The following is a 21,575-nucleotide window of genomic DNA, read 5'->3' on the forward strand; positions in this document are numbered from 1 at the left end:
CCGGGGTCGAGGGCAATCGACGGGCGTGAGAATGCATCGGGTGAAGCTTCATTTCGGGCCGTTTCTGTTGGGGTAGGAAGCCGCCCCATACTCGCGTCGGGACGGAAGCGCAATTCACTTTTGACAAAATCCTTTGTGCTACCAGCACGAACGATCTTTCAAAAAACAAACCGGACTGTTAGGATGACAGCAATTTCTGCGAAATCAACAAAAATTCTGGTTGACATTGATGCCGAATGCGGTCGCCCACAACCTGCTTGTTCAGCACCGCATAGGGCTGGAGCGCTACGGCGTCGCCCTCAACAAGAAAATCCTGTCCAAGCTCAACAAGGCGGAGGCCAACATCGTCGCCAAGATCGCGGCGATGCCGGCGCTCGACGCGACCACGGCCGGCCCTTCCTCGGCTGCGCGACAGCATTTGGAAACCTTGCTCTCTCAAATCCGGGCAACGGCGGTCGAGGCGATGGCCGTCGTCAACTCGACAGTCGAGACGGAACTCGGCGACCTGGCGGTTCATGAGGTCGAGTGGGCGGCCGGAACCTACAAGGCGTCCCTGCCGTTTGCGACGAACTTCGTCACGCCGTCTCCGCAACTTCTGAAGGCCATCGTCACGACCCGCCCACTCCAAGGGCGCTACATCAAGGATTGGCTTCTCCAGTATCCCGACCAGATCAAGCAAAAGGTTCACGACGCCGTGCTGATCGGCGTCATGGAAGGCGAGAGCGTTTCGGACATCACCAGGCGCATTCGCGGAACCCGCGCCCTTAACTATGGGGACGGGGCTCTGCGCGGCACGAAGCGCGGCGTCGAGGCTTTGGTGCGGACGGCAGTCAATCACGTCTCCAACGCCGCCCACAAGACCTTCCTCGACGACAACGCGGACGTGTTCGATCGCTATCAGTGGTTGGCGGTTCTCGATGCGCGCACGACGCCGGTTTGCCGATCGAGGGCGGGCGCGGTCTACACGAATTCGCCGAACTCGACGAACCCGATCCCCCCGGCCCACATCAACTGTCGCTCCACCATCGCCCCGATCGTCATCGGCCAAGAGGTCGATGCGGTGAACGATTACGCCAAATGGCTCGCCGACCAGCCCGACGCCGTGCAGATGGAAGTTCTCGGCCCCACAAAGCAGAAGCTTTGGAAGGATGGCCGGATCACGCTCGACAAATTCGTGGCCGACAGCGGGCGCCCTCTCACGCTGGAGCAACTGAAGGCGAGCGACGCGGCGGCATGGAAGCGCGCGTTCGGGGAGAAGACGGCGAAAGAGGCCGCACTCAATCCCGGCGCGGTTAAGCGCTCGGCTCCGCCGGCCCCAATTCAGACGGAGGCGGCGAAGTCGACGAAAAAGGCGATTGCCGCCGCAAAGGTCCAGATCGTCGAAACGGCGGCGGAGATCGCGGCCAAGAAAGCCGCCCTGGCTGAAGCCGCGAAGCAGCTTGCCCTTGAAAACGCGGCCAAGCTGGCGAAGGAAGCGGCCGAAGCGAAAAAGACCGCAGCGCTCACGCGGATCGACGCGCAAGCGGAGAACGGCACCGTCGCCCTTAGCCAGCCTTCCTCGGCTCCGGCAGCGAGCGGCTATGCCAAGCTCTATGCCGGCGCGAACGGGCAACTCGCCAAGTCCGGCGGCGAGATCGCCCAGGTCGCCCTGTCCGATATCGAAATCGTCTATGGCGGCAGCGTGCAGGCGGACGCGGTCAAGGCGCTGATCGAGAAGTTCGATCCATCGGTTCCCGTCTACGGCGCGAAGGTCGGCGACAAGTTCCATCTGATCGAGGGCAAGACAGCGCTGAAGGCGGCGGAGGCTCTGAAGGAGCCGACGATCAAGTTCCAATACATCGACGCCACCAAGGCGATCGAGGCGGCCAAGGCCGCATCCGCCAAGGCCGCCGAAGAGCAGCTTGCCGCCGCCGCCGCTGCCGCCGAAGCCAAAAAGCTCGCGAAGGCGATGGCAGCGTCGAAAAAGGCCGGCCAGAAAATCACCATGACCGATCAAGAGGTCATGACGATCAAGCATGAGATCGCGCAAGGGAAGGACGGCGGTGTCTTCTACAAACTGAAGACTGCCGATCACGAATATTTCTCATGGGCAGGCAGGCACTACAACGACGTGACCAGCCCGGAGCAAACCGCTATCGACCAATACAAGGGAAGCACCTATCGCTCGATCAATGCGATGTTGCGCGAACACAAGGGCGACCGTCGCAAGATCAAGGAACTCGGCGGCGAGACGGCGAGGAAAATCGCAAACATGGACAAGGCGCTTATGAGAAACCAAGCGCCTGTCGACATGCAGGGTTTTCGCGGCTTCGATCTCCGGCATACGCTCAAAGAGCAATACGGCTCGGCGCGGGTTCCGGCGGGCTTCAAGGTCGATGACCTCCGGGGCGTTGTTGTCTCCGACGATGGCTATATGTCATTCTCCGTCCGCGAGAGGGCGGCGGCTGGCTTTGCCAACGGCTCTGCTATCAACATTCCCGGCGAGGGCGAGACTTCCTTCGTCATGGAAGCCGTCTTCAAAAAGGGAACGCCGATGCTGCGCGGGACCGACTATGAGCAAGAAATCATCACGCGCGGCACGCAATACCGGGTGGTGGGCGTGCGCGACGAAACCGACTACTACAAGACAAAGGTCGGAACCTATGCGGGGAACCGCGTTGTCGTTCTGGAAGTCGAGGAAGTGACGGAATGAAGACGCCAATCAACCCCGACAAGTTCGGCGGCTCCTACACGGTCTTGAAGACCGACGCGGAGGTCGAGGCCAAGCTCGCCAAGAAACGTGCGAATGAGCGGTTCATCTGCGAGACGATCATTGAAGACAACGACGATCCCAAAGCCGTCCAGGCGGCGAAGGATCGGCTTGCCGAACTTGACGCGATAGAAAAAAAGGCCGGGTGATCCCGGCCTTTCCGTCGCAGCTAATGAGCGTGAGCGACGGGCTCTTTTAGCGCGGCTACACCGTTAAGGATCGACCGCTTACCCTGTTAATCACCAATCGGTGAATTCGTTCCACGTTGGGACACGGCATTTTCTTCGTGTCCATTCGCTTTCTGTGCCATAGTGGCCAAGCCGCGTCTGAGGGCGGCGGCAATGTCACTGTCGCGTTACAGGGGCGTCTACTGGCCCGCTGATTTGGACATGCTCCAGCGGGTGTTTGATCGGTTGTGCTACGAGCGCCGCCTAGCCAAAAAAGACCGCGACCAGCGGGAATTCCTAGCCATGGAAATCTTCCAGGTTTTTGATGACGGGGCAACGGACGAAGCGGACCTATTGCGGACGCTTTCCAAGCGACGCGGGCGCCTTTTAGAAGGGCACGAGTTTCCAAACTAACGCACTACCGCTTAGTTCTGCGTGAGGCGTTGTGCTGTCGCTTTGATCGCATCGCCGTACTTCAGAACCTTTCGCCAGCGTTCCGGGATTGCCTTGTAGCCATAGATCGCGCCGGCAATCATTCCCGTCACCGCGCCGACCGTGTCGGCATCGTTGCCAAGGTTCACGGCGGTTACGACGGCATCCTCGAATGTCGTCGTGGTCTGGACCGACCATAGCGCCGCTACCAGCGTGTCGACAACGTGGCCCGACGATGAGACTTCGTCCCGGCGCAATGTCGCCAAGTCCTCCAGATCGGACACGATCGAAGGGCTGATAAGAAGGTGGCGTCCATCGTCGTCGAAATGGTGGAAGAGGCTTGTCGGCGACGACATCTGCTTTGCCAGCTTGTACGCAAGCCAAGAGCAGATCGCGGCGTTGATGTCGTTGTTGTGAGTGATCCTCGCTTGAATGTCGCCTACGCCGGCCGCCTTTTCCGGACTTCTCCAGTATGCGATCGGCACCGGCGCCAGGCGCATCAACGCCCCGTTGCCTAGCGCTTGTTCGTCCGGCCATGCGATCGCCGCCTTGCGCTCGATGAACCTGTCGAGAGCCTTGCGCGTCGTGTTGCCGATATCGAAGCACCGGCCATTCGAGGCGTACTTGCCTCGCATGTACCAGCTCGAAAACTGCATCGCGGTTTCGAACGGGTCGAAGGTGCGCTTTTCGATGATCGAGGCGGCGAGCGCCAGGGCCATCGCAGTATCGTCGGTGTACTCGCCAGGCTTCAGCCCGAATGGACCCTTGCCGATCATTTCGGTGTGCGAGTTGCTTTCCATGCGCGGCCCGAATTCGAGGGTCGCTCCCAAGGCGTCGCCGATGGCGAGGCCAACTAGACAGCCTGTAGCTTGATTGACGTTCATGTTCTAACTCCTGTGGTAGGGGCCGCCTTCATACTCCGTCCGCCGTGGTCCGGCAACAAACTTTTTTGTCAAGTTGCAAAGGTGGACATTTCCGATTGAATTCGTGAGGGGCGCGGCGTACCTTCCGAACTGTCGAAGCGGCGAGCAATCAATGCTTCGATCGTTTCTGTGGTAGGAAACGTGGGCAGGCTTTAGGGTCTGCCCATTTCCTTTTCTGGAGAGGCCGCTTTTGTCGGAAAACCCTAGACGCCTTCGTTTGATTGAGGGCGGAGGCTCCAGCGACAAGCCAAAGGCGAAGGTCATTCGTCGCGGCTCAAAAGACATCACCATCGAAAAATTCGAATGCGTGCCATGCTCCGCGAAAGCCGGGCATCCTTACGGCACGCTGATCGAGGCGCGCATAGGCGGCCATGTGATCAACGGAGAGCTAGTCGGCGGCGCGATGTTTTGGTGCTGCCGTCGGTGCGAGCGCCCCCATTTTCACATAAAAGATTGTCATCTGACAAAATAACTTGTTGACGAACCCTTCCGGTTCCTTTATGGGATTAATGCAAGGGACAAAATCCGTTCAAAGGCTCGATCGCACGCGGTCGGGCCTTTTTCCGTTTGGGGTGGCGTGATGCCTGCCTGACGGTTCGGCCGGGTTTTGCAGAAGCGCGCGGCGGGATGCCAAGCGATCCCCCAAGAGGCGGGATGCCTCGCAACCCCGGAAAAAATCATGTCACTGAAAGCAATTCTCGACGACGTTTCGGCTGCGCCCGAAGCGGTTCGCTCCTTTTACACCAAGATCGAAGGCGACGACGCCGGAGACTTGGCCGGCAAGTACCGTCTCGACATCGAAGCCGCTCACGGTTTCAGCCTGGACGCTGTCGACCCGCTGAAGTCCGCGCTCTCGGCCGAACGTGAGGCCAAGCGAGCCCTCGAAACCAAGTACAAGGATTTCGAAGGCATGGACGCCAAGGCCGCGAAAGCGGCTATCGCCAAGCTGGCGAAGATCGGCAATCTCGACCCCGCCGTCGAGGCTGATCGCATCGCTGGCGAGAAGGTCGAGGCGATCAAGTCGCAAATCCTGACGGAAGTCGAAACCGAACGGACGGGCTGGAAGACGCGCGAAACCACACTGACCGGCGAGCTTCGCCGCGTGCTGGTCGACAATGCCGCCCTGACCGCGCTCTCCGCGCACAAGGGCAATCCGGAATTGCTTCAGCGTGTCGTGACCGACCGTCTTCGCCTGACTGAAAAGGATGGCAAGTTCGGTGTCGAGGTCATCGACGCAAACGGTAATCCCCGCATCAAGAACGCCAAGGGCGAATTGATGTCGGTGGAAGACCTCGTCGTCGAAATGCGTGCCGACAAGCGCTACGGCGTTGCCTTCGAAAGCAATGCCAAGGGTGGCGGCGGCACTCCAGCGGACACGAACAACAACAACACCGGGGCAGCGGGCCGCTACACGCGCGCCGAATGGAACAAAAAGCTTGGCGAGGCCGATGAGGCGACCAAGCGAAAACTGACCTCCGAATACATGGCAAACCAAATCGAAATCGTCGGGTAACTCCCGGCGATTTTCGCTTTGAGGGCCGCCATGGCGAAACTCTGAAAAGGAATGGAAATGGCAAACGATCTTCAGAAACTCATGGATGACCTGATCCTCCCGGCGGCCCTTCCGGTGCTGCGCGAGGCTTGCGTCATGCCGGCCCTCGTGGCGTCCGACTACTCGGCCGAAGCTGCCAAGCAGAACGAAACCATTCAGGTTCCGCTGCCGCAGGATTTGGGCGAGGCCGACGATTTCGATCCGAACACCGGCACCACGAAGACCGATCTCGGCTCCGGCGTGGTCGAGATCAAGCTCGACCAGTGGAAATACAAGGCGTTCGGCATGACCGATCGCGAAATGCGCGAAAGCCTGACCGGCGGCATCCTGCCCTCAGCGGCCGAAAGCGCCGTCAAGACCCTGGCGAACTCCGTCAACCGCACGATCTTTGGCCTGTACAAGGCAATCCCGACCTTCGTCGGCGTTCCCGGCACCACTCCGGCCAACGAAGATGCGCTTCTCGACGATCGCGAAGCCCTCAACCTCCAGCTTGCCGGCAACAGCGAGCGTCGGGCTGTCTTCGACAGCAAGGCGGAAAAGAACTTCCTGAAGGGCATGAAAGACGCCGCGAAGACCGGCTCGACCAACGCCCTCCGCGAAGCTTCGCTCGGCCGCATCTACGGCTTCGACAACTACTCCGATCAGATGGTTCCGAAGCATACGCCCGGCACCGCTGTCGATAGTGCGCTCGCGGTGAACGGCGCTGCCGCTGCCGGTGCGACTTCGATGGCTGTCGACGGCGCGGTTGGCGCTGCGACCCTCGTAATCGGTGACGTGTTTGTCGTGGCCGGCGTCGAGGGCCAGTATGTCGTGACCGAAACCGTCGCTGCCGCCGGTGGCGCCTTCCCGCAGGTCAAGTTCCTGCCGAAGCTGAAGGGCAATGCGGCCGACAACGCCGCCGTGACCTTCGAAGGCAATGTCGGCACGCCCTACACCGTGAACCTGTCGTTCCAGAAGAACGCATTCATGTGGGCGGCCCGCACGCTGTCGGACGAAGCGAGCGAAAGCTCCACGATCTCGGTCGCGACGGACCCGGTAACGGGTATCCCGCTGCGTCTGGAAACGTGGCGTGATCCGGGCAAGTCGAGCCGCATCTGGCGCTTCGATATCCTGTTCGGCGCGAAGACCATTCGCGAAGCGCTGGCCGTTCGTCACCACGGCTAATCGAAACCAAAACAGGCGGGCGGGGGAAACCTCGCCCGTCTCTTTTTTGCTACCCGGAGAGAAGCAAAATGAAACTGATCGAATTGACCAACGGCGAGGCCATCATCCTTGTCGAACCCGGCTCCAAAGGCCACGAAAAGGCAACCGCCAACGGCTATGAGGCCAAGTCGCCGAAAGCCAAGGCCGAACCCGCGAAGACGGAAGAACCCGCCTCGACGGTCCCGGTGTCGTTCGCCGAAATGAGCGTCGTCGAACTGAAGGCGATAGCCGCCGAACACAACGTCGACCTGGGCGCGGCGGCCAAGAAAGCAGAGATCGTCGCGGTTCTGGAGGCGGCGGCTGAAGCCGCCAAGTAATTCGTGACGACGATCGTCTATCGCAACGGCGTCATGGCCGCCGATAGCCGGGCCTATGCAGGCGACAAGCATCCGACAGGCACGAAGTCTAAGCTTCGCCGTCTGTCGGATGGCTCCCTGCTTGGCGTTTCGGCGAGCATCCCCGGCCTGCCTGACAGCTTCCGCCGCGCCGTTGAAAAGTACGGCACCGACGAAGACTTCCAAGAGGCATTCGACCTGAAGGCGCTCTTGGTGAAGCCGGACGGGACCGTCTGGTATTTCAACACCGGGTGTTGCTTCACCGGGCCACTTCTCGGCGATTTCTTCTCGACCGGCTCCGGCGAGGCTTATGCCTACGGGGCAATGATGATGGGCGCTGACGCCGTCAAGGCGATCGAGGTCGCCATCGAATGCGACGCCTGGACAGATGGTCCAGTGACCCGCCTGACTTTGTACTGATCTAACGCGGGATGGGGCAGTCTGGTAGCCCGCCGGTTTCATGCACCGGAGCGCGCGGGTTCAAATCCCGCTCCCGCAACCAATTCCCAAGGTGATGCCATGGCCTACGCAACGAAGGATGACATCACCGCGCTTTATGGGGCCGACGAGCTTTTGCGCGTCGCCGAAGACGAAGCGAGCCCCGGCGAACTGGACGAAGCCGGCGTGACCGCTGGCCTGGCCAATGCTTCGGCTGAAATCGACGGCTACGTCGGCGTGAAGTACCCGCTACCGCTCGCGGCGTCCACGCCTACGCTCCAGCGCCTTTGCGTCGATATCGCTCTCTACCGGCTCGCCCTGAAGGCGGGGCCGCGCACCGACGAGCATCGCACGCGATACGAAGACGCCGTCGCGCTCTTGACCAAGATCGCGGCCGGGAAGGCAACGATCGGCATCCCCGTCGACCAGACTGAGGAAACCGGCCCCGACTTCGGCTCCGGCTTCCTGACTTGGGAGCGCGGCTAGTGGCTGAAGTCGTTATTTCCTTCGACACGTCGGACGCCGACAAGGTTTTTGCCGCGCTTGCGCAGGCTTCCTTCCGGAACCGGCTGCTTCGCGCCGTGGGCGGCATAGCGGAGCGCCAGACGAAGCAACGGTTCGCGACGAAGGTTTCTCCCGACGGCGCGGCTTGGGCACCCTGGGCGGGCTCCTACGCGCACGCCAAGTCGCAAAAAGGCCGCGGCCTTCTCCAGAAGACCGGCCGGCTCTTCGGCTCGATCGCAAACTTCGTTGCTGGCGACAGCGTCGAGGTCGGCTCCCCGGTGTTCTACGGGAAGTTCCACCAATTCGGCACGAAGAAAATGGTCGCCCGGCCTTGGCTCGGCGCAAACCAAGCGAACCTCACCGAAATCGAGACAACGCTTGTGAGCTTCATTAGGGCGGTGGTCGGATGAGCAAAATCGTCACGTTTTGGGATGCCGTGGTCGCGGAGATCGACACCCGCGTTCCCGCCCTGAAAGAGGTCCGCAAGTACGCCAACGAATTCGACGAAGGCGACAAGGGCAGGATCGGGATCAAGACGCCCGGCGCGCTTGTGGCAGTCACCGGAAACGGCGTGTCGACCAAGCTCCCCGACGGACGGCTGAAGCTCAACGTCGCGGTGGCGGTCGCCATCATCGCCGAAGAGCGCGGGAAGACGGTCGACACGACGGCGGCGGAGATCGCCGAAGCCGTGGTCGGCGTCATCCATGAGAACCGCTTCCGGGTCGACGATATGCCGACGGCCAGGTCGGACCCGGATGCGATCTCGATCGTCAACTACAATTCCGACAAGACGCTCGGCCGGGGCATTTCGGTTTGGGGCGTCGGTTGGGAGCAAGCCATCATCGTCGGCACGGCGACCTTCGTCGAGCCGCCACTCCCCAACGTTCCGAACGGCGGCTATCAGCCCGCCGAACTCACCGGAGACACGCCATGAGCGCCAAAACCTTCAACGTTGCGATCGGCAAGACTTGGACGGAGCTATCCACCGTCGAAAAAACCGTGATCCTCCAGCTTGACTATCCGCACGACATCAATGTTCGCGGCGTGATCTTGGTTGCGCTTGCCGACAGTGCGGCCGACATTCCGGCCACGTTCAAGGGCCACAAGCTCTCGACGCATGGCGGTGCGGAAGGCGCGTCGTTCTTCGACCTCGGCACGAAGGTTTACGCAAGGGTGATTTCCGGCCCGGAGAACCCAAACCTTATCGTCTCGCGGTACTAAGCGATGCAGATTGGGTCGCCGTTTTGGGATGCCTCGCGGCGTCCGATCATCGGCGGCGCGCGGCGCAAGGCCGCCGCCGCTCTGCCTTCCCTCTATCTCGGACAGGTCGCCACCAAGACCCGCATTCCGACCAACCTCTCGTCGACGAACAAGCAAGCGAATGCGCGCACGCATCACATTGCCCGCGACGACATCACGGCGCTTAAGATTGAGCTTCCGGCTTGGTATTGGGCGCGCACGACGACGAAGACCGAAATCAGCGTCACCGGCAATATTAGTTATAAGGCCGCGATCGAGTACCCGGCCGGCACGTTCACGCAAGTCAAGTTTGCGGGCGCGGTGTCCGGCCTCTCGACTGGCGCGGTTCCGCTGTTGTCCGACTTCGTGAATGTCACCATTCCGAAGGGCGCGGCGTTTTGGGTTCGCACCTATGCGGTGGCGACGCATTCGATCGTCTTCACCGATGCGACGGCAGGCTCGAATTGCTGGTCTTGCGACTTCGCCAATGGCGAGGCTTACGAGTATGGCGTGTCGGGCATCGTTGACAAAACGATGGGCGGTGCGCTTGTCCCGAACAAGACGACGAACGACGCGGCGATTTGCTTCCCGACGGCGATCGTCGCAATGACCCGCCTGCCTTCGGTGTTGCTGATCGGCGACAGCCGAATGTATGGGTTTGGCGATTTCTTTAACGTCGCTGGCGACATGGGAGAGTTTGCCCGCTCCATCGGCCCGTCACTGGCCTATATTAATGCCGGGTCATCTGGCGACAGTCTGTCGGAATTCATCGCGTCCAGCACGCGCCGGCAAGCGCTGAAGGCGTATTGCTCGCACGTCGTTGTCGAGACGGCAATCAATGCCCTCCGCTCTGGCACCGGCCAAAATAAGACGGCGGCGGCGGTGCTTGCCGAACAGCAAACCATTCTTGGCATGTTCGCCGATAAGCGCCGCTTCGTCTCGACGACAGCGCCTTCGACGACGAGCGCGAATAGCTGGATCGATACGACGCAAACGCTCAACTCGAATGCCGCGCAATTCACCTTGTTCAACGACGCGATCCGCGCCGGGGTGCAGGGCGTGGTCGGCTATTTCGAGATTGCCGACCAAGTGATGACGGCCCGCAACTCGAATAAGTGGAAGTTCGACGGCACCGCGAGCAAATGGACGGCCGACGGCCTGCACGCATCGGCCTTTGGCTACCAATCCATTCAAAGTAGCGGCGCTGTCGACCCGACCCGGTTCTCGAGGGCGGGCCTGTAAAGAGGCTAGGCCAATGGAGCTTGCGGACATCATCATTGGCCTCGCCAACCGAATAAAGGATCTGGAAAGGCGCGATCGAGCCTCGAAACGCACCGGCAAGGTGGTCGAGGTCGATCCTGCCAAGGGCCTTGCCCGCATTGAGCTACTGGCGAAAGGGTCAAACGGCAAGCCGTTCCTGTCGCCCTGGGTTCCGTGGGCGGAGCAAGCCGCTGGTCTTGCCAAGACGCATTTCCCGCCTTCGGTCGGACAGCAAGTCACGCTGTCCAGCGAGACGGGCGACCTGGCGGACGGCGTGATTGAGCAATCGATCCCCTCCAATCAAAACCCTCGGCCTTCCAAGGCCGGGGATGAATTCGTCCTGATCGACAACGGCGGCGTGCGCGTCTCCGTCTCTGGCGGGAAGCTCACGATCACATGCACCGACTTCAAGGTCGGGGCGACGCAAACCACGCTCGACAGCAAGCTTCAGGTGAACGGCGAGAGCCTTCGGCACAATGCCAAGGAAGTCGGCGACACTCACCTTCACGGCGGCGTCGTGCCGGGCGGTTCGGATACGGACGTGCCAGTCTAAGGGGACGAACATGATACGCTTCAGGGTCAATCACGAAGGCTTTCTCAACATGACCTATCGTCGCAAAGGCGACGAAGTCACGATGGGCAAACGCGAGGCCAAATATCTTGCGCCTCCCTATGGCGATCGGCTCTCGCCAGTCGTTGAGAAAAAGCCGAAGGCGGCGCGGCGTCGCAAGGCGGCGGTCAATGAGTAGCGTCGGCGTCAATCGCCAGACAGGGGCTATTCTGACGGGATGGGCGCACGTCCAGCAATCGATCGGCGTCATCCTCACGACGCTGATCGGGACGCGCGTCATGCGCCGCGAATTCGGCTCCCGGCTCATGGCCTTGACCGATGCTCCAATGAACGATCGCGTCTTGCTCGCTGTCTATTCAGCGGTCGCGGAGGCTATCGCCCGATGGGAGCCGCGCTACCGGCTCGACACTGTCAACGTCGAGGTCGCCGGAGCCGGCGGCGCGATCACCTTCCGGCTCTCCGGAACCTACTTCCCGCGCGGCCATCTTGGCGACTTTTCCGAAAGCTCCGCGCGGCTTGCTGAAATCACACTGTAAGGCGGGTCCAAAATGGTCACACAAGCCGAAATCGCTCTGCTTGGTCGCCCTGCGGTCATCGAAGAGATAAGCTTCGAAGCCATCCTCGCCGACATGATGGTCGACGTGAATGCGCGCTTCGCGGCGGCCGGCGTCACCTACGACGTGGGCGGCCTCGAAACCGACCCGGTTAAGATCGTGCTGGAGGTCGCGGCCTATCGCGAGACGTTCCTCCGCGCTCGCGTCAACGATGCGGCCAAAGCAAACCTTGTCGCCTTTTCGGGCGGGACCGATCTCGACCATCTGGCGGCGTTCTACGACGTGGTGCGCCTGGCTGGCGAACGCGATGACGCCCTCCGCAAGCGCGTGATCATCGCGATTACCGGCCGCTCTCCAGCGGGCGGGGCGGACTGGTATAGGAGCGCCGCGCTTCGTGCGAGTGTTCGGGTCCGCGACGTATCGATCTATCGCGTAGGGACCGGCCCTGACCTCCGCATCGCGGTTCTGGCAACCGACAACTTCGGCGAACCGGATGCGGCCTTGCTGGCGGCGGTTGACGCGGAGGTCCAGAAAGACGCCGTGCGCGTGATCTCGGATCGAGTGACTGTCATTTCGGCGACGAGCGCGACCGTGAACGTCGCGGCTGAAATCTGGCTTCTGCCGGGCGCCCCGATGACGGTCTTCGACAATCTGGAGGCCACGCTCCGAGCCGCACTTGTCGCGGAGGGCGGGCTTGGCTTCAACGTGACCCGCTCTTGGCTGACTGCCAAGCTTCATCAACCCGGCGTCGAAAAGGTTTCGCTCTTGTCGCCGGTCGCCGACGTAGTGGTCGACGACAACTCGGCGGTCAAGGTCGGAACCGTGACGCTCACCTTCCAGGGGCGAGATCGGTAATGGCACGGCAACACCTTCTCCCGGCGAACGCGACGCCATTCGAAAACGCGGTGTCGGAAACGCTCGATCGCTTCCCCGAACTGGCTCCAGGCCCGGCGGAGTTGCATTCGTTCAAGCTGGAGACGGTGCAGCCCTCAATCCTGCCTTGGCTTGTCGTCGAGTACGGCCTCGGCACGATCTCGCAATACCTTCCCGATCTTGCCTCGACGATTGCGTATGGCTTGCGCTGGCAAAGGGTGAAGGGGACGCCGCAAGGCATCGCCGAAAGCCTGACTTGGGTCGGCTACGCGTTCTCGACGCTCTACGAGGCTCCGGTGCGCCGCGCGCGCTGGCATCTTTACGAACTGGAGATCGACCGCTTCCGCGACAACGAGGGCGACCTCGGCACGATCGAGGCGGTTGTTCGGCTGTCCGACCCGGTTCGCTCGGAATTCTACCGCGCCTGGAACGGCTACAACGTGCGAGAGCATGATTGGGCCTACTCGCGGTGGGGAGACGGCATTTGGGGCGATAACTCCGGCGTGTTTCTGCACGACGGCGGCGTGAAGTGGTCTTTCGGCCGCACCTTCGACGCCGGTCGCCACGAATTGACGCAAGCGGAACTTACGCCGCTCGGCGCTTGGGTCGCGCCAGTGGAAAACGGCTCGATCGCATGGGGGCCGATCCCTTGGAGTACGGCGGCCTTGCAATGGGTTTCGGATGCCGCCGCGTCGCGCGCTCAAATCATCGCGACGGCCCTTCTGACCAAGTCTTGTTGGATTGGCGTCTATCGCGAGGATGGAACGCCGATCGGCTTCCGCAAGGCCCGCGTTTACCGCGCCGTCGATCCGCTCTTCGGTGGCTACTATGAGGCCGGCGGGCAAGGCTATGTCGCCGCAAGCTCGGCCGGCTCGAATATCTATGCCGAAGCGCTCATGGAATTCGGCGAGAGCCAGGGCGACGAAATCCATTCGTGGAGCATCACCCTCGGCGGCTCGCCTGTCGGCGCGCATCCGGCCGGCGTCCAATGGCTCCCCGGTGCGGGCATTGCGGGCGGGTCGATCGTCGGCGGCTTTGCCATCGCTCCGGCCGTTCTCGGCAAAACATCACGCGAACGCTTTCGCGCCATTCTGAAGATCGTTTGAGGTCCATCATGTACGAACACAAATCGAACCTTTCCGGCGCTTACGATCGTTCGGTTGCTTTCCCGCTTTGGGATAGCGTCTTGACGCGCGAAGGCCATATTGGGCAGGCGGCCGAAATGGTTGAGGCTCAATCGATCCTCCAGCGTAAAATCCGCTCGATCGGCAACATGGTCGCCCGCGACGGCGACCGGATCGAGGGCGGCGATATCATCATCGACGCCGAAGCCGGGACCGTCACCGCGACGGCCGGCTTGCTATACATCAACGGCCGCGTCCTTAGCGCCCCTGCCGTCGTGCTGGCTTCCGTCCCGATGACGGGAGCCGTTCATATCGGCGTGCGCGTGACCGAAACCTATGTGACGGAGCTTGAAGAGCCGGCTTTGCTCGGCCTCATGCCCGGCGCGCTTTCGGAAGGCGAGAAGGGCGCGGCCCGCGTAGTGCTTTCGCTCGCGTGGGGCTTCTCCGGCGACGGGATCGAGGGCAACCTCTATTCCGTCTATCTGCTGAAGGATGGGGTCGCGATCGATCAGACGCCGCCGCCGGCCTTGACGGGCGTCAACGCCTTGCTCGCCCTCTACGACAACGACGCGAACGGCAACTATATCGTGAGCGGTTGCGTCGTTTCGGCGATCGGCAAGGATGGGACCGATCAAGTCTTCTCGATCTCGGAAGGCGTCGCCAACATCAAGGGTTGGAAGCGCACGCGGTACGCCGCCCTTCGTCATCGCGAATTGGAGACGTTCGATCTCTTCCGCATCCCGGTCGAGGTCCAGACGTTCGGGGCCAACCCTACGACCGTGATCCTCAATCATGGTCCGATCGCCACCATTCGCCAAGTTCTGGTCGAGAAGGAAGTCACCGACACGATCACGCGCGGCGCGGTGAACGGCACCGACGCCCTCCTGAATACTGGCGTCACGGCCATTCTGGAAGTCAAGCAGGGCGCAACGACCTATGTCGCGACGACGAGCTACACGAAGGCGGGCGATCTCGTCTCGTGGGCGCCTGCCGGCGCGGAGCCGGCGACCGGGTCGAGCTATACGGTAAAGTACCGCTATCTCGGCGTCGTGGTCCCGTCGGCCGTCACCGCTACCTCGATCACGGTCGCGGGCGGCGTCACCGGCGGCCAAATCCAGATCGATTACGACTTCAAGCTTCCGCGCGTTGACGTGATCGGCTTGGACAGCGACGGCTTTGCGGTCTACCTGAAGGGCGTCTCCAGCCGCACCAATGCCCTGCCGCCGAAAGTCCCGGCCGACGTGTTGCCGCTGGCGCTCATCGAGAACATCTGGACCGGGACGCCGAACGTGACGAACATCGGCGTGCGGGCCTACACGATGGATAAGATCGACCGCATGTACAACAGCCTGGTCAACGCGCTCGACTTGATCGCGCTCGAAAGGCTTCAGCGGGACATCGACAGCCGTGAGCCGATCTCGAAAAACGGCGTCTTCGTCGACCCGTTCACGTCCGATCGCTACCGTGACGCGGGGGAGCCGCAGACGGCGGCGGTCTTTGGCGGCCTGTTGCGGCTTGCCATCGACCCGACGTTCCACTCGGCGAACCTTCCCGGTGTGACGCTGTTGAACTGGACGGAAGAGATCGCGGTCGAGCAACCGCTCGCAACGTCGTGCATGAAGATCAATCCATATCAGAACTTCACGCCGCTTCCTGCGTCGATGACGGTCAATCCGCCTGTCGACTACTGGACGGAGAACGCGACGCAATGGGCTTCTGATAGCGCGGCGGCGCTGTCGTCTCCGGTTGTGGTGACGACTTCAAGCTCGACGACGGGTCGCACCACGACCACGACCACGACCACGCAACGGGAGACGGTCGAAAGCTCCACTCGCGAAGATGCGCTCGCCTATCTCCGCCGGATTTCCCTTGAATTTACGATCAAGGGCTTCGGCGTAGGCGAGAACCTTTCGAAGCTGGAATTCGACGGTATCGACGTGACGCCTCCCGGCCTTTCGGGCGACGCTGACGGCGAGATCGTTGGAACGTTCACGATCCCGGCTAACGTGCCGGCCGGCTCAAAGGGTTTGGTTGCGATCGGCGCTGGCGGCTCCAATGCTGCAGCGATCTTCGTTGGGCAAGGAACGATCGACATCGAGACGCTTCGCCGGGTTGTCACAACCACGGTACAGGAAACTTCTGTCACGGCTCCGCGCGAAGGCCCGCCGCCCGTCCTTGTCCAGGTTCCCAACAAGCCTCCCGTTTGGGTTCGCCCTAACGGCGGTGGCAACGGTGGAAGTCGTTCGGACCCGCTCGCTCAAACGTTCACCTTGACGGAAGGGCGGCACATTGCCGGCGTCAATCTGAAAGTCTGCTTGATCGGCAATCCCAATAATCCGCTGATCATCGAACTGGTCGAGGTCGCCAACGGCATTCCAACGGTCAATGTGATTGCGCAAGCGTATTACAACATGAACGCGGCGGTTATCGGACAGTGGACGGAAGTCCGCTTCCCCTATCCGGTCTGGCTGGCGGGCGGTGTTGAGTATGCCTTCGTGGTCAAGACCAATGATGCCAACCACTCGATCTCGACGGCCAAGCTCGGCGATTTCGACATCGTCACGCAACAGCCGGTGGCGGCGCAGCCTTATTCGGTCGGCGTCATGTTGTCGTCGTCGAACGCGGTGACTTGGACGCCGCATCAAGCGGAAGACATTTGCTTTCAACTGATCGCGGCCAAGTTCGCTCCGACGACGAAGTCCGTCAATGTAGCGACGATCCCCGTCGTCAACATGAGCGATCTCTTGCTTCGTGCTGAGGTAGAGTTGCCAACGGCGGCGGCTTCGATGCATTTCGAAGTTCAACTCGACGACGGCTCGATCACATTGCTCAATCCGGGGCAGGCTTGGGAGCTACAGGCGTTCTACACCGGCAACGTCCAGATCAGGGCGGTTCTCTCTGGCTCGGCGAAAGTCTCGCCGGTGGTCTTCCCTGTGATCCTCGCTATCGACGGCAAGATGAAGACGACGGGAACCTATGTTAGTCGCGCGTTCGACATGGGAACCGGGGTCGACATTCTGGCCTACCTGAAGACCAAAATCCCGACGGGCGCTACCATAGCAATGGAGGTCGACCCGGCGAACGATGTCTGGACTTCGGTCCCGCAGACTGTGCAAACGCCGCTTCAGGAAGCGGGATGGGTCGAGCGGAAATATAGTGTCGTTGGCTACAACGCGAACCCGGTCGGGCGCATCCGGATCACCTTGACCGGAACCCCGGCGGCGCGGCCGATGGCCTACGACTTCCGCGCGATCTCGACGCCGTAGAGCACCACACAACCTGACCTCATTCGCGCTGGCGGAAACGCCGGCGCGAACTCTTTTTGCCCGCGAGGATCACATGACCGTAACCAACACGACTGCAAACAGGGGCTATCAGCTTCCTTTCGAAGACAATCAGCTTGCCGACGACGTTCTTCGCCTGATTTCGGCTCTGTCCGCGATCGACGTTGACGTTGCCGCTATGCTTGTCTCGATCGGCCAGCGGGCGCTTCTCATTCATTCGCACGTCATCGCCGACACGACCGGCCTTCAAGCCGCGCTGGACAGCAAACAGAACGGAAGCGAGAAGGGCAACGCCAACGGCTATGCCGCCCTTGACGGGACCGGCAAGGTTCCGGCCGCACAACTGCCTTCCGCTCTCTTCGGCTCCCTGTCCTATCAGGGGACGTGGAACGCCAACACTAACACGCCGACCATCCCGGCGGCGTCGGCCGCCAACAAGGGCCAATATTACAAGGTCGCCACGGCGGGCGCGGTGACGGTGGACGGCGTCAACGAATGGAAGGTTGGCGACTGGATTGTTTCCAGTGGCACGGTTTGGGACAAGGTCGACAACACCGACCAAGTGGCGAGCGTGGCGGGCCTCCAGGGCGCGATCAGCGCCGCCTCGCTGAAAACGGCGCTCGCGATTACGGCGGCCGATATCGTATCAGGCACCTTGGCCGACGCCCTCCTTCCCACTCGACTTGGCGTTGTCGCGAAGACGATCACCGATTGGAACAGCGCCCTCGATAACGGCTGGTATATGGGGACGGGTGCGGCCAACGCGCCAGACGCCGGCTGGTGGTTAGGCAACGTCGAGGCGCATGGCGGCGGCGGCTGGAGAACACAGACTATTCACGCATTCACCACTGACGGCGCGTCGAACACAACGGTCATGCGTCGAGCAATGGACAACAATGCGTGGGGTACTTGGTACAGGCTCCAGCTTAGTCAGGCCGAACAAGACGCTCGCTATTTGGCTATCGGCGGCACCGCCGCAAGGGCCAGTGTCGCCAACACGCTCGCAGCCGGCGGCGGGACCGGTTCCGCTATGAGCTTCAATTGGTCGGGGCAGGGCGGCCAACCAACCTGGGTGTGGGGCGGCAGCGACGGCATTAATCACTACGTCTACAACCCGTCGAATTTTAACGTGAACTCTGTTGGCGGCTGGACGCAAGCTACCATTTCGGCGCAAATCGAGAGCCGTGCGCAAGCATGGTCTGTTGAATATACAGTCAATAGGTCAATCGGCAGCATCGGTTCTTATGCTTTTCTTCGCCGTGTCGGCGCGTTCGCTATAAACCCCGGAGACAATGTCGCTGGTTCCAGCCTCCAATATACGAACGCATCCGGCAATGCGAATGGCGGTTCACCTGCCGGCACATGGAAATGCATGGGTTATATCAACGACACAGCCGCAACAACTACCGGAGCAACCGCTGTATTCTTGAGGGTAGGTTAAAATGGCATTCCGCAACGCAATTTTCAACGCATCCGGCACAATCGATTGTGAGTTTGACCACCCTGTGCTTGGGTGGGTGCCCTTCACAGCCTCTCCCGATGACCCGGAGCAATTGGGTCGGGAGATGTTCGAAGACGCCAAGGTCGCGGCCGCGCCCTATGTCGCTCCGCCGGAACCCACGATCGAAGAGATCAGGGCGTCAATGCCCCCGATCAGCCCGCGACAGCTAAGGCTCACTCTCCTGTCGATCGGCATCACGGATGCGGAAGTGGAAACCGGGCTCGCGAGCGACCCGGCCGGCCTGATCGAGTGGAGGTATGCGACATACTTCCGGCGGGCGCACCCCTTGGTCGATAGTCTCGGCATCGGGTTCTCCATCACTCCGGAGCAGATCGACAGCCTGTGGGCTTACGCCCAAGACCTCTAAGCGGGCGGGCAAAAAACAAAACAACTTGTCAAACCGGCGGTCTTCTGGTAGGGCTTAATGCAGTCCCGAAAAGACCGTCGATCAGTCTTGCGCCGCCGCTTGGCGGCTTTTTTCGTTTCTGGAGATACACCAATGGCAGACCTCGCTTTCCACCACGGCACCCGCGTTTTCGAAAGCGGGGAAACGCCGGTTCTTGTCCGCACCAATCAGACCCGCGTGATCCTGCTTGTCGGCACCGCGCCCGACGCCGACCCGGCGAAATATCCGGTCAACACGCCGGTCCTCATTCCCGGCCTTCCATCGCTCGCCGATGAATTCGGCAACACCGGCACCATTCCGGACGCCCTCGACGCCATCTTCAAGAACGATGGTCCCTACATCATCGCCGTTCGCGTCGAAGAGGGCGACGACGCCGCCGAAACGCTGGCAAACGTCATGGGCGACCGTACCGCCATGACCGGCGTTTGGGCTGGCCTGAAGGCCGAAAGCCTTCTCGGCATTCGCCCTGTCGTCGTGATCGTCCCCGGCTTCACCGGCTCGCTGATCACCAATGGCGTGACCTCGATCGCGATCGGCGGCGTGGGCAACGCCGGCTATACGTCGGTTCCGACCGTGACCTTCGAAGCGGCTCCGGCCGGCGGCGTGACCGCCCTCGGCCATGCTGTCGTTACGCAGGGCAAGGTGACGGCGATCGTCATCGATCGGCCCGGCAAGGGCTACATCGACGCTCCCGACGTGACCTTGTCCGGCGGCGGTGCGACCTCTCCGGCGACCGCGACCGCGACCGTCGGCGATGCAACCGACCCGGTTGTCGCGGAGCTTACGGGCCTTTGCGATCAGCTTGCGGCCATCGCCTATGTCGACGGCCCGGCCACGACCGACGCCGACGGCGTCAAGTATCGGTCGCTGATCAATTCGCAGCGTATCTACATCATCGATCAGAAGGCTCTGGTCTATGACGCGGACGCGCTCGGCAACGTCGCTCGCCCGGCCGCACCGTTCTTCGCTGGCGTCCGTACGCGCACCGATCGCGACTTCGGCTTTTGGTGGTCGGTATCGAACAAGCCGATCTTCGGCGTCGTCGGCGTCTCGCGCCCGGTGTCCTACGGCGCACAGGCGAACTACCTCAACGAGAGGGCGGTCAATACGATCATCAACCTCAATGGCGAAGGTCTTCGCACCTGGGGCAACCGCGTCACGACCGGCGACGATCTCTGGAAGTTCGAAGCCGTCCGCCGCACCGCCGACGTGATCAACCGCGCGCTCGCCGACGCCTATCTCGAATTCGTCGACAAGCCGTTCAGCAAGGCGAACCTGAAGTTCATGATCGAGAGCGGGAACACCTTCCTTCGCTCGCTGAAGAATGAGGGCGCCATCCTCGGCGGTCGTTGCTTCATCCGCGCTGACGACAACCCGGCCGCCAATCTGGCATCCGGGAGCCCGACGATCTCCGTCGAGTTTGAGCCGCCGGCACCAATGGAAGACATTCGGATCAAGACCTATCGGAACATCGCCTACTACGATCTCTTGATCGAGGAAGTTCTGAAGGAAGTGAACAACGGCAGTTTGACGGCGGCCTAATTCTAGGCCGACAGAAACCACAAGCGGGACGCCTTCGGGCGTCCCTATTTTTTTGAACTGGAGAAACGACAATGGCGAGTGAACTTCCCCGCTATATCCTCCGCAACTGCACCGTGTTCGCCGATCGCGTGAACAAGATCGGGCAGGCTTCGGAGATCACCATCCCCGTCCCGGCGCGCGTGACGGCCGATGTCCGCAATGCGGGCATGATCAAGCCGCGCAAGGTCGGCCTTGGTTTCGAGGCGCTTGAACTCGCGTTCAAGATGACCGCCTTCGACCCGCAGACCATCAAGCTCTTCGCCGTCTCCGGCGAACGAGACTACATGGTCACTGGCGCCCTGGTCGATGAAGACGACACGATCCACTCGGCCGTGGTCTTCATGCGCGGCGTGCTGACCAAGCCGGATGCCGGCTCTTGGAAGCCGGGCGATCTCGCCTCGACCGACTACACGGTCGACGTGAGCTACCTCAAAATCGAAGTCGACGGCGAGCAGTTGCTCGAAATGGACGACTTCGAAGTCATCGTCGGCAACCAGTCGCAGACCGGCGGTATCCGCGCCGCTCTGTTGAGCTAAACGGAGGGTTCGCCGCGTGGAAACCAAGACTTACACCCTGAAGCATCCCGTCCCCCTGCCTGCAAAGGCGGGGGAGGCGGCCGGCGTTCAGCTTACCTCGATCACCTTTCGTCGCCCCAAGGCGAAGGACTTGGTGTCAATCGAGAAAGCGGCCAAGGACGGCTTTGCCGCTGCACAGGTCGCGATCATCGCGGCGCTTGGCGACATTCCCCAGGAAGTCGCCGCCGAACTGGACGCGGAAGACTATGAGGCGGCGGCGGGGTTCGCCGACGGTTTTTTTCCCAAAGCGTCGACGCCATCGACGGATGGCGCGTCAAAGTAGCGGTCATCTGTAGGGCGTTCA

At 61.5% G+C, this 21,575-nt stretch carries 25 protein-coding genes and 1 tRNA gene; 25 read left to right on the plus strand and 1 reads right to left on the minus strand.

Annotated features, from left to right (window positions below; translation table 11 throughout):
* The first annotated feature begins 229 nt into the window (after positions 1-229).
* The 3 genes from NKJ26_RS03275 (at position 230) to NKJ26_RS03285 (ending at position 3,330) form a co-directional block, all read left to right on the plus strand.
* Positions 230-2,692 (plus strand): ADP-ribosyltransferase, encoded by a 2,463-nt coding sequence (locus tag NKJ26_RS03275; RefSeq protein ID WP_352693642.1) that lies wholly within the window; start codon positions 230-232, stop codon positions 2,690-2,692.
* Positions 2,689-2,898: a hypothetical protein gene (locus tag NKJ26_RS03280; RefSeq protein WP_352693644.1), complete on the plus strand. Its 210-nt coding sequence runs from the start codon at positions 2,689-2,691 to the stop codon at positions 2,896-2,898. The genes NKJ26_RS03275 and NKJ26_RS03280 overlap by 4 nt, the downstream gene beginning before the upstream one ends.
* A 192-nt stretch (positions 2,899-3,090) precedes the next feature.
* Entirely contained in the window at positions 3,091-3,330 is a 240-nt protein-coding gene (locus NKJ26_RS03285; RefSeq protein WP_352693646.1) for a hypothetical protein, read from the plus strand.
* 11 nt (positions 3,331-3,341) lie between these two features.
* Here the strand turns inward: NKJ26_RS03285 and NKJ26_RS03290 are convergent, their stop codons facing one another.
* Positions 3,342-4,232, minus strand: a complete 891-nt coding sequence (locus tag NKJ26_RS03290; protein ID WP_352693648.1) for an ADP-ribosylglycohydrolase family protein — start codon at positions 4,230-4,232, stop codon at positions 3,342-3,344.
* A gap of 229 nt (positions 4,233-4,461) precedes the next feature.
* Between NKJ26_RS03290 and NKJ26_RS03295 the strand changes: the two genes are divergently transcribed.
* From NKJ26_RS03295 to NKJ26_RS03400, 22 genes are all read left to right on the plus strand, one after another.
* Positions 4,462-4,743 (plus strand): hypothetical protein, encoded by a 282-nt coding sequence (locus tag NKJ26_RS03295; protein ID WP_352693650.1) that lies wholly within the window; start codon positions 4,462-4,464, stop codon positions 4,741-4,743.
* Positions 4,744-4,950: 207 nt separating this feature from the next.
* Positions 4,951-5,784 (plus strand): hypothetical protein, encoded by an 834-nt coding sequence (locus NKJ26_RS03300; RefSeq protein ID WP_352693652.1) that lies wholly within the window; start codon positions 4,951-4,953, stop codon positions 5,782-5,784.
* Positions 5,785-5,841: 57 nt separating this feature from the next.
* Positions 5,842-6,987: a major capsid protein gene (locus NKJ26_RS03305; protein ID WP_352693654.1), complete on the plus strand. Its 1,146-nt coding sequence runs from the start codon at positions 5,842-5,844 to the stop codon at positions 6,985-6,987.
* A gap of 68 nt (positions 6,988-7,055) precedes the next feature.
* Complete coding sequence (locus NKJ26_RS03310; RefSeq protein ID WP_352693656.1) at positions 7,056-7,343, plus strand: hypothetical protein; 288 nt, start codon at positions 7,056-7,058, stop codon at positions 7,341-7,343.
* A 3-nt stretch (positions 7,344-7,346) separates the two neighbouring features.
* Positions 7,347-7,781, plus strand: a complete 435-nt coding sequence (locus NKJ26_RS03315) for a peptidase S14 (RefSeq protein WP_352693658.1) — start codon at positions 7,347-7,349, stop codon at positions 7,779-7,781.
* Positions 7,782-7,786: 5 nt separating this feature from the next.
* Positions 7,787-7,863, plus strand: a tRNA-Met gene (locus tag NKJ26_RS03320).
* 17 nt (positions 7,864-7,880) lie between these two features.
* The gene (locus NKJ26_RS03325; RefSeq protein WP_352693660.1) at positions 7,881-8,285 is read left to right on the plus strand and encodes a gp436 family protein; all 405 of its coding nucleotides are present in this window, start codon (positions 7,881-7,883) and stop codon (positions 8,283-8,285) included.
* Complete coding sequence (locus NKJ26_RS03330; protein WP_352693662.1) at positions 8,285-8,713, plus strand: phage virion morphogenesis protein; 429 nt, start codon at positions 8,285-8,287, stop codon at positions 8,711-8,713. Before NKJ26_RS03325 ends, NKJ26_RS03330 begins: the two co-directional genes overlap by 1 nt.
* On the plus strand, positions 8,710-9,237 hold the full coding sequence (locus NKJ26_RS03335; RefSeq protein WP_352693664.1) for a hypothetical protein: 528 nt from the start codon (positions 8,710-8,712) through the stop codon (positions 9,235-9,237). Before NKJ26_RS03330 ends, NKJ26_RS03335 begins: the two co-directional genes overlap by 4 nt.
* Positions 9,234-9,524 carry a hypothetical protein gene (locus tag NKJ26_RS03340; RefSeq protein ID WP_352693666.1) on the plus strand — a complete coding sequence of 97 codons (291 nt, stop codon included), beginning with the start codon at positions 9,234-9,236 and terminating at the stop codon, positions 9,522-9,524. The genes NKJ26_RS03335 and NKJ26_RS03340 overlap by 4 nt, the downstream gene beginning before the upstream one ends.
* A gap of 3 nt (positions 9,525-9,527) precedes the next feature.
* A complete protein-coding gene (locus tag NKJ26_RS03345; RefSeq protein ID WP_352693668.1) occupies positions 9,528-10,784 on the plus strand; it encodes an SGNH/GDSL hydrolase family protein in 1,257 nt (418 codons plus the stop codon).
* Positions 10,785-10,797: 13 nt separating this feature from the next.
* Complete coding sequence (locus tag NKJ26_RS03350) at positions 10,798-11,355, plus strand: phage baseplate assembly protein V (protein ID WP_352693670.1); 558 nt, start codon at positions 10,798-10,800, stop codon at positions 11,353-11,355.
* 10 nt (positions 11,356-11,365) lie between these two features.
* The gene (locus NKJ26_RS03355; RefSeq protein WP_352693672.1) at positions 11,366-11,551 is read left to right on the plus strand and encodes a hypothetical protein; all 186 of its coding nucleotides are present in this window, start codon (positions 11,366-11,368) and stop codon (positions 11,549-11,551) included.
* Entirely contained in the window at positions 11,544-11,909 is a 366-nt protein-coding gene (locus NKJ26_RS03360; RefSeq protein ID WP_352693674.1) for a GPW/gp25 family protein, read from the plus strand. Before NKJ26_RS03355 ends, NKJ26_RS03360 begins: the two co-directional genes overlap by 8 nt.
* A 93-nt stretch (positions 11,910-12,002) precedes the next feature.
* On the plus strand, positions 12,003-12,782 hold the full coding sequence (locus NKJ26_RS03365; RefSeq protein ID WP_352693676.1) for a baseplate J/gp47 family protein: 780 nt from the start codon (positions 12,003-12,005) through the stop codon (positions 12,780-12,782).
* The gene (locus NKJ26_RS03370; RefSeq protein WP_352693678.1) at positions 12,782-13,906 is read left to right on the plus strand and encodes a phage tail protein; all 1,125 of its coding nucleotides are present in this window, start codon (positions 12,782-12,784) and stop codon (positions 13,904-13,906) included. Before NKJ26_RS03365 ends, NKJ26_RS03370 begins: the two co-directional genes overlap by 1 nt.
* Before the next feature lie 8 nt (positions 13,907-13,914).
* Entirely contained in the window at positions 13,915-17,190 is a 3,276-nt protein-coding gene (locus tag NKJ26_RS03375) for a DUF4815 domain-containing protein (protein ID WP_352693680.1), read from the plus strand.
* Between the two features lie 73 nt (positions 17,191-17,263).
* Positions 17,264-18,649 carry a pyocin knob domain-containing protein gene (locus NKJ26_RS03380; protein ID WP_352693682.1) on the plus strand — a complete coding sequence of 462 codons (1,386 nt, stop codon included), beginning with the start codon at positions 17,264-17,266 and terminating at the stop codon, positions 18,647-18,649.
* A 1-nt stretch (position 18,650) separates the two neighbouring features.
* Positions 18,651-19,076 carry a hypothetical protein gene (locus NKJ26_RS03385; protein ID WP_352693684.1) on the plus strand — a complete coding sequence of 142 codons (426 nt, stop codon included), beginning with the start codon at positions 18,651-18,653 and terminating at the stop codon, positions 19,074-19,076.
* 132 nt (positions 19,077-19,208) lie between these two features.
* On the plus strand, positions 19,209-20,657 hold the full coding sequence (locus NKJ26_RS03390; protein WP_352693685.1) for a phage tail sheath subtilisin-like domain-containing protein: 1,449 nt from the start codon (positions 19,209-19,211) through the stop codon (positions 20,655-20,657).
* 71 nt (positions 20,658-20,728) lie between these two features.
* Positions 20,729-21,232: a phage major tail tube protein gene (locus NKJ26_RS03395; protein WP_352693687.1), complete on the plus strand. Its 504-nt coding sequence runs from the start codon at positions 20,729-20,731 to the stop codon at positions 21,230-21,232.
* Positions 21,233-21,248: 16 nt separating this feature from the next.
* A complete protein-coding gene (locus NKJ26_RS03400) occupies positions 21,249-21,554 on the plus strand; it encodes a phage tail assembly protein (RefSeq protein WP_352693689.1) in 306 nt (101 codons plus the stop codon).
* Positions 21,555-21,575: the final 21 nt, after the last annotated feature.

Source organism: Mesorhizobium sp. M0152, assembly GCF_040322415.1.
GTDB lineage: Bacteria > Pseudomonadota > Alphaproteobacteria > Rhizobiales > Rhizobiaceae > Mesorhizobium.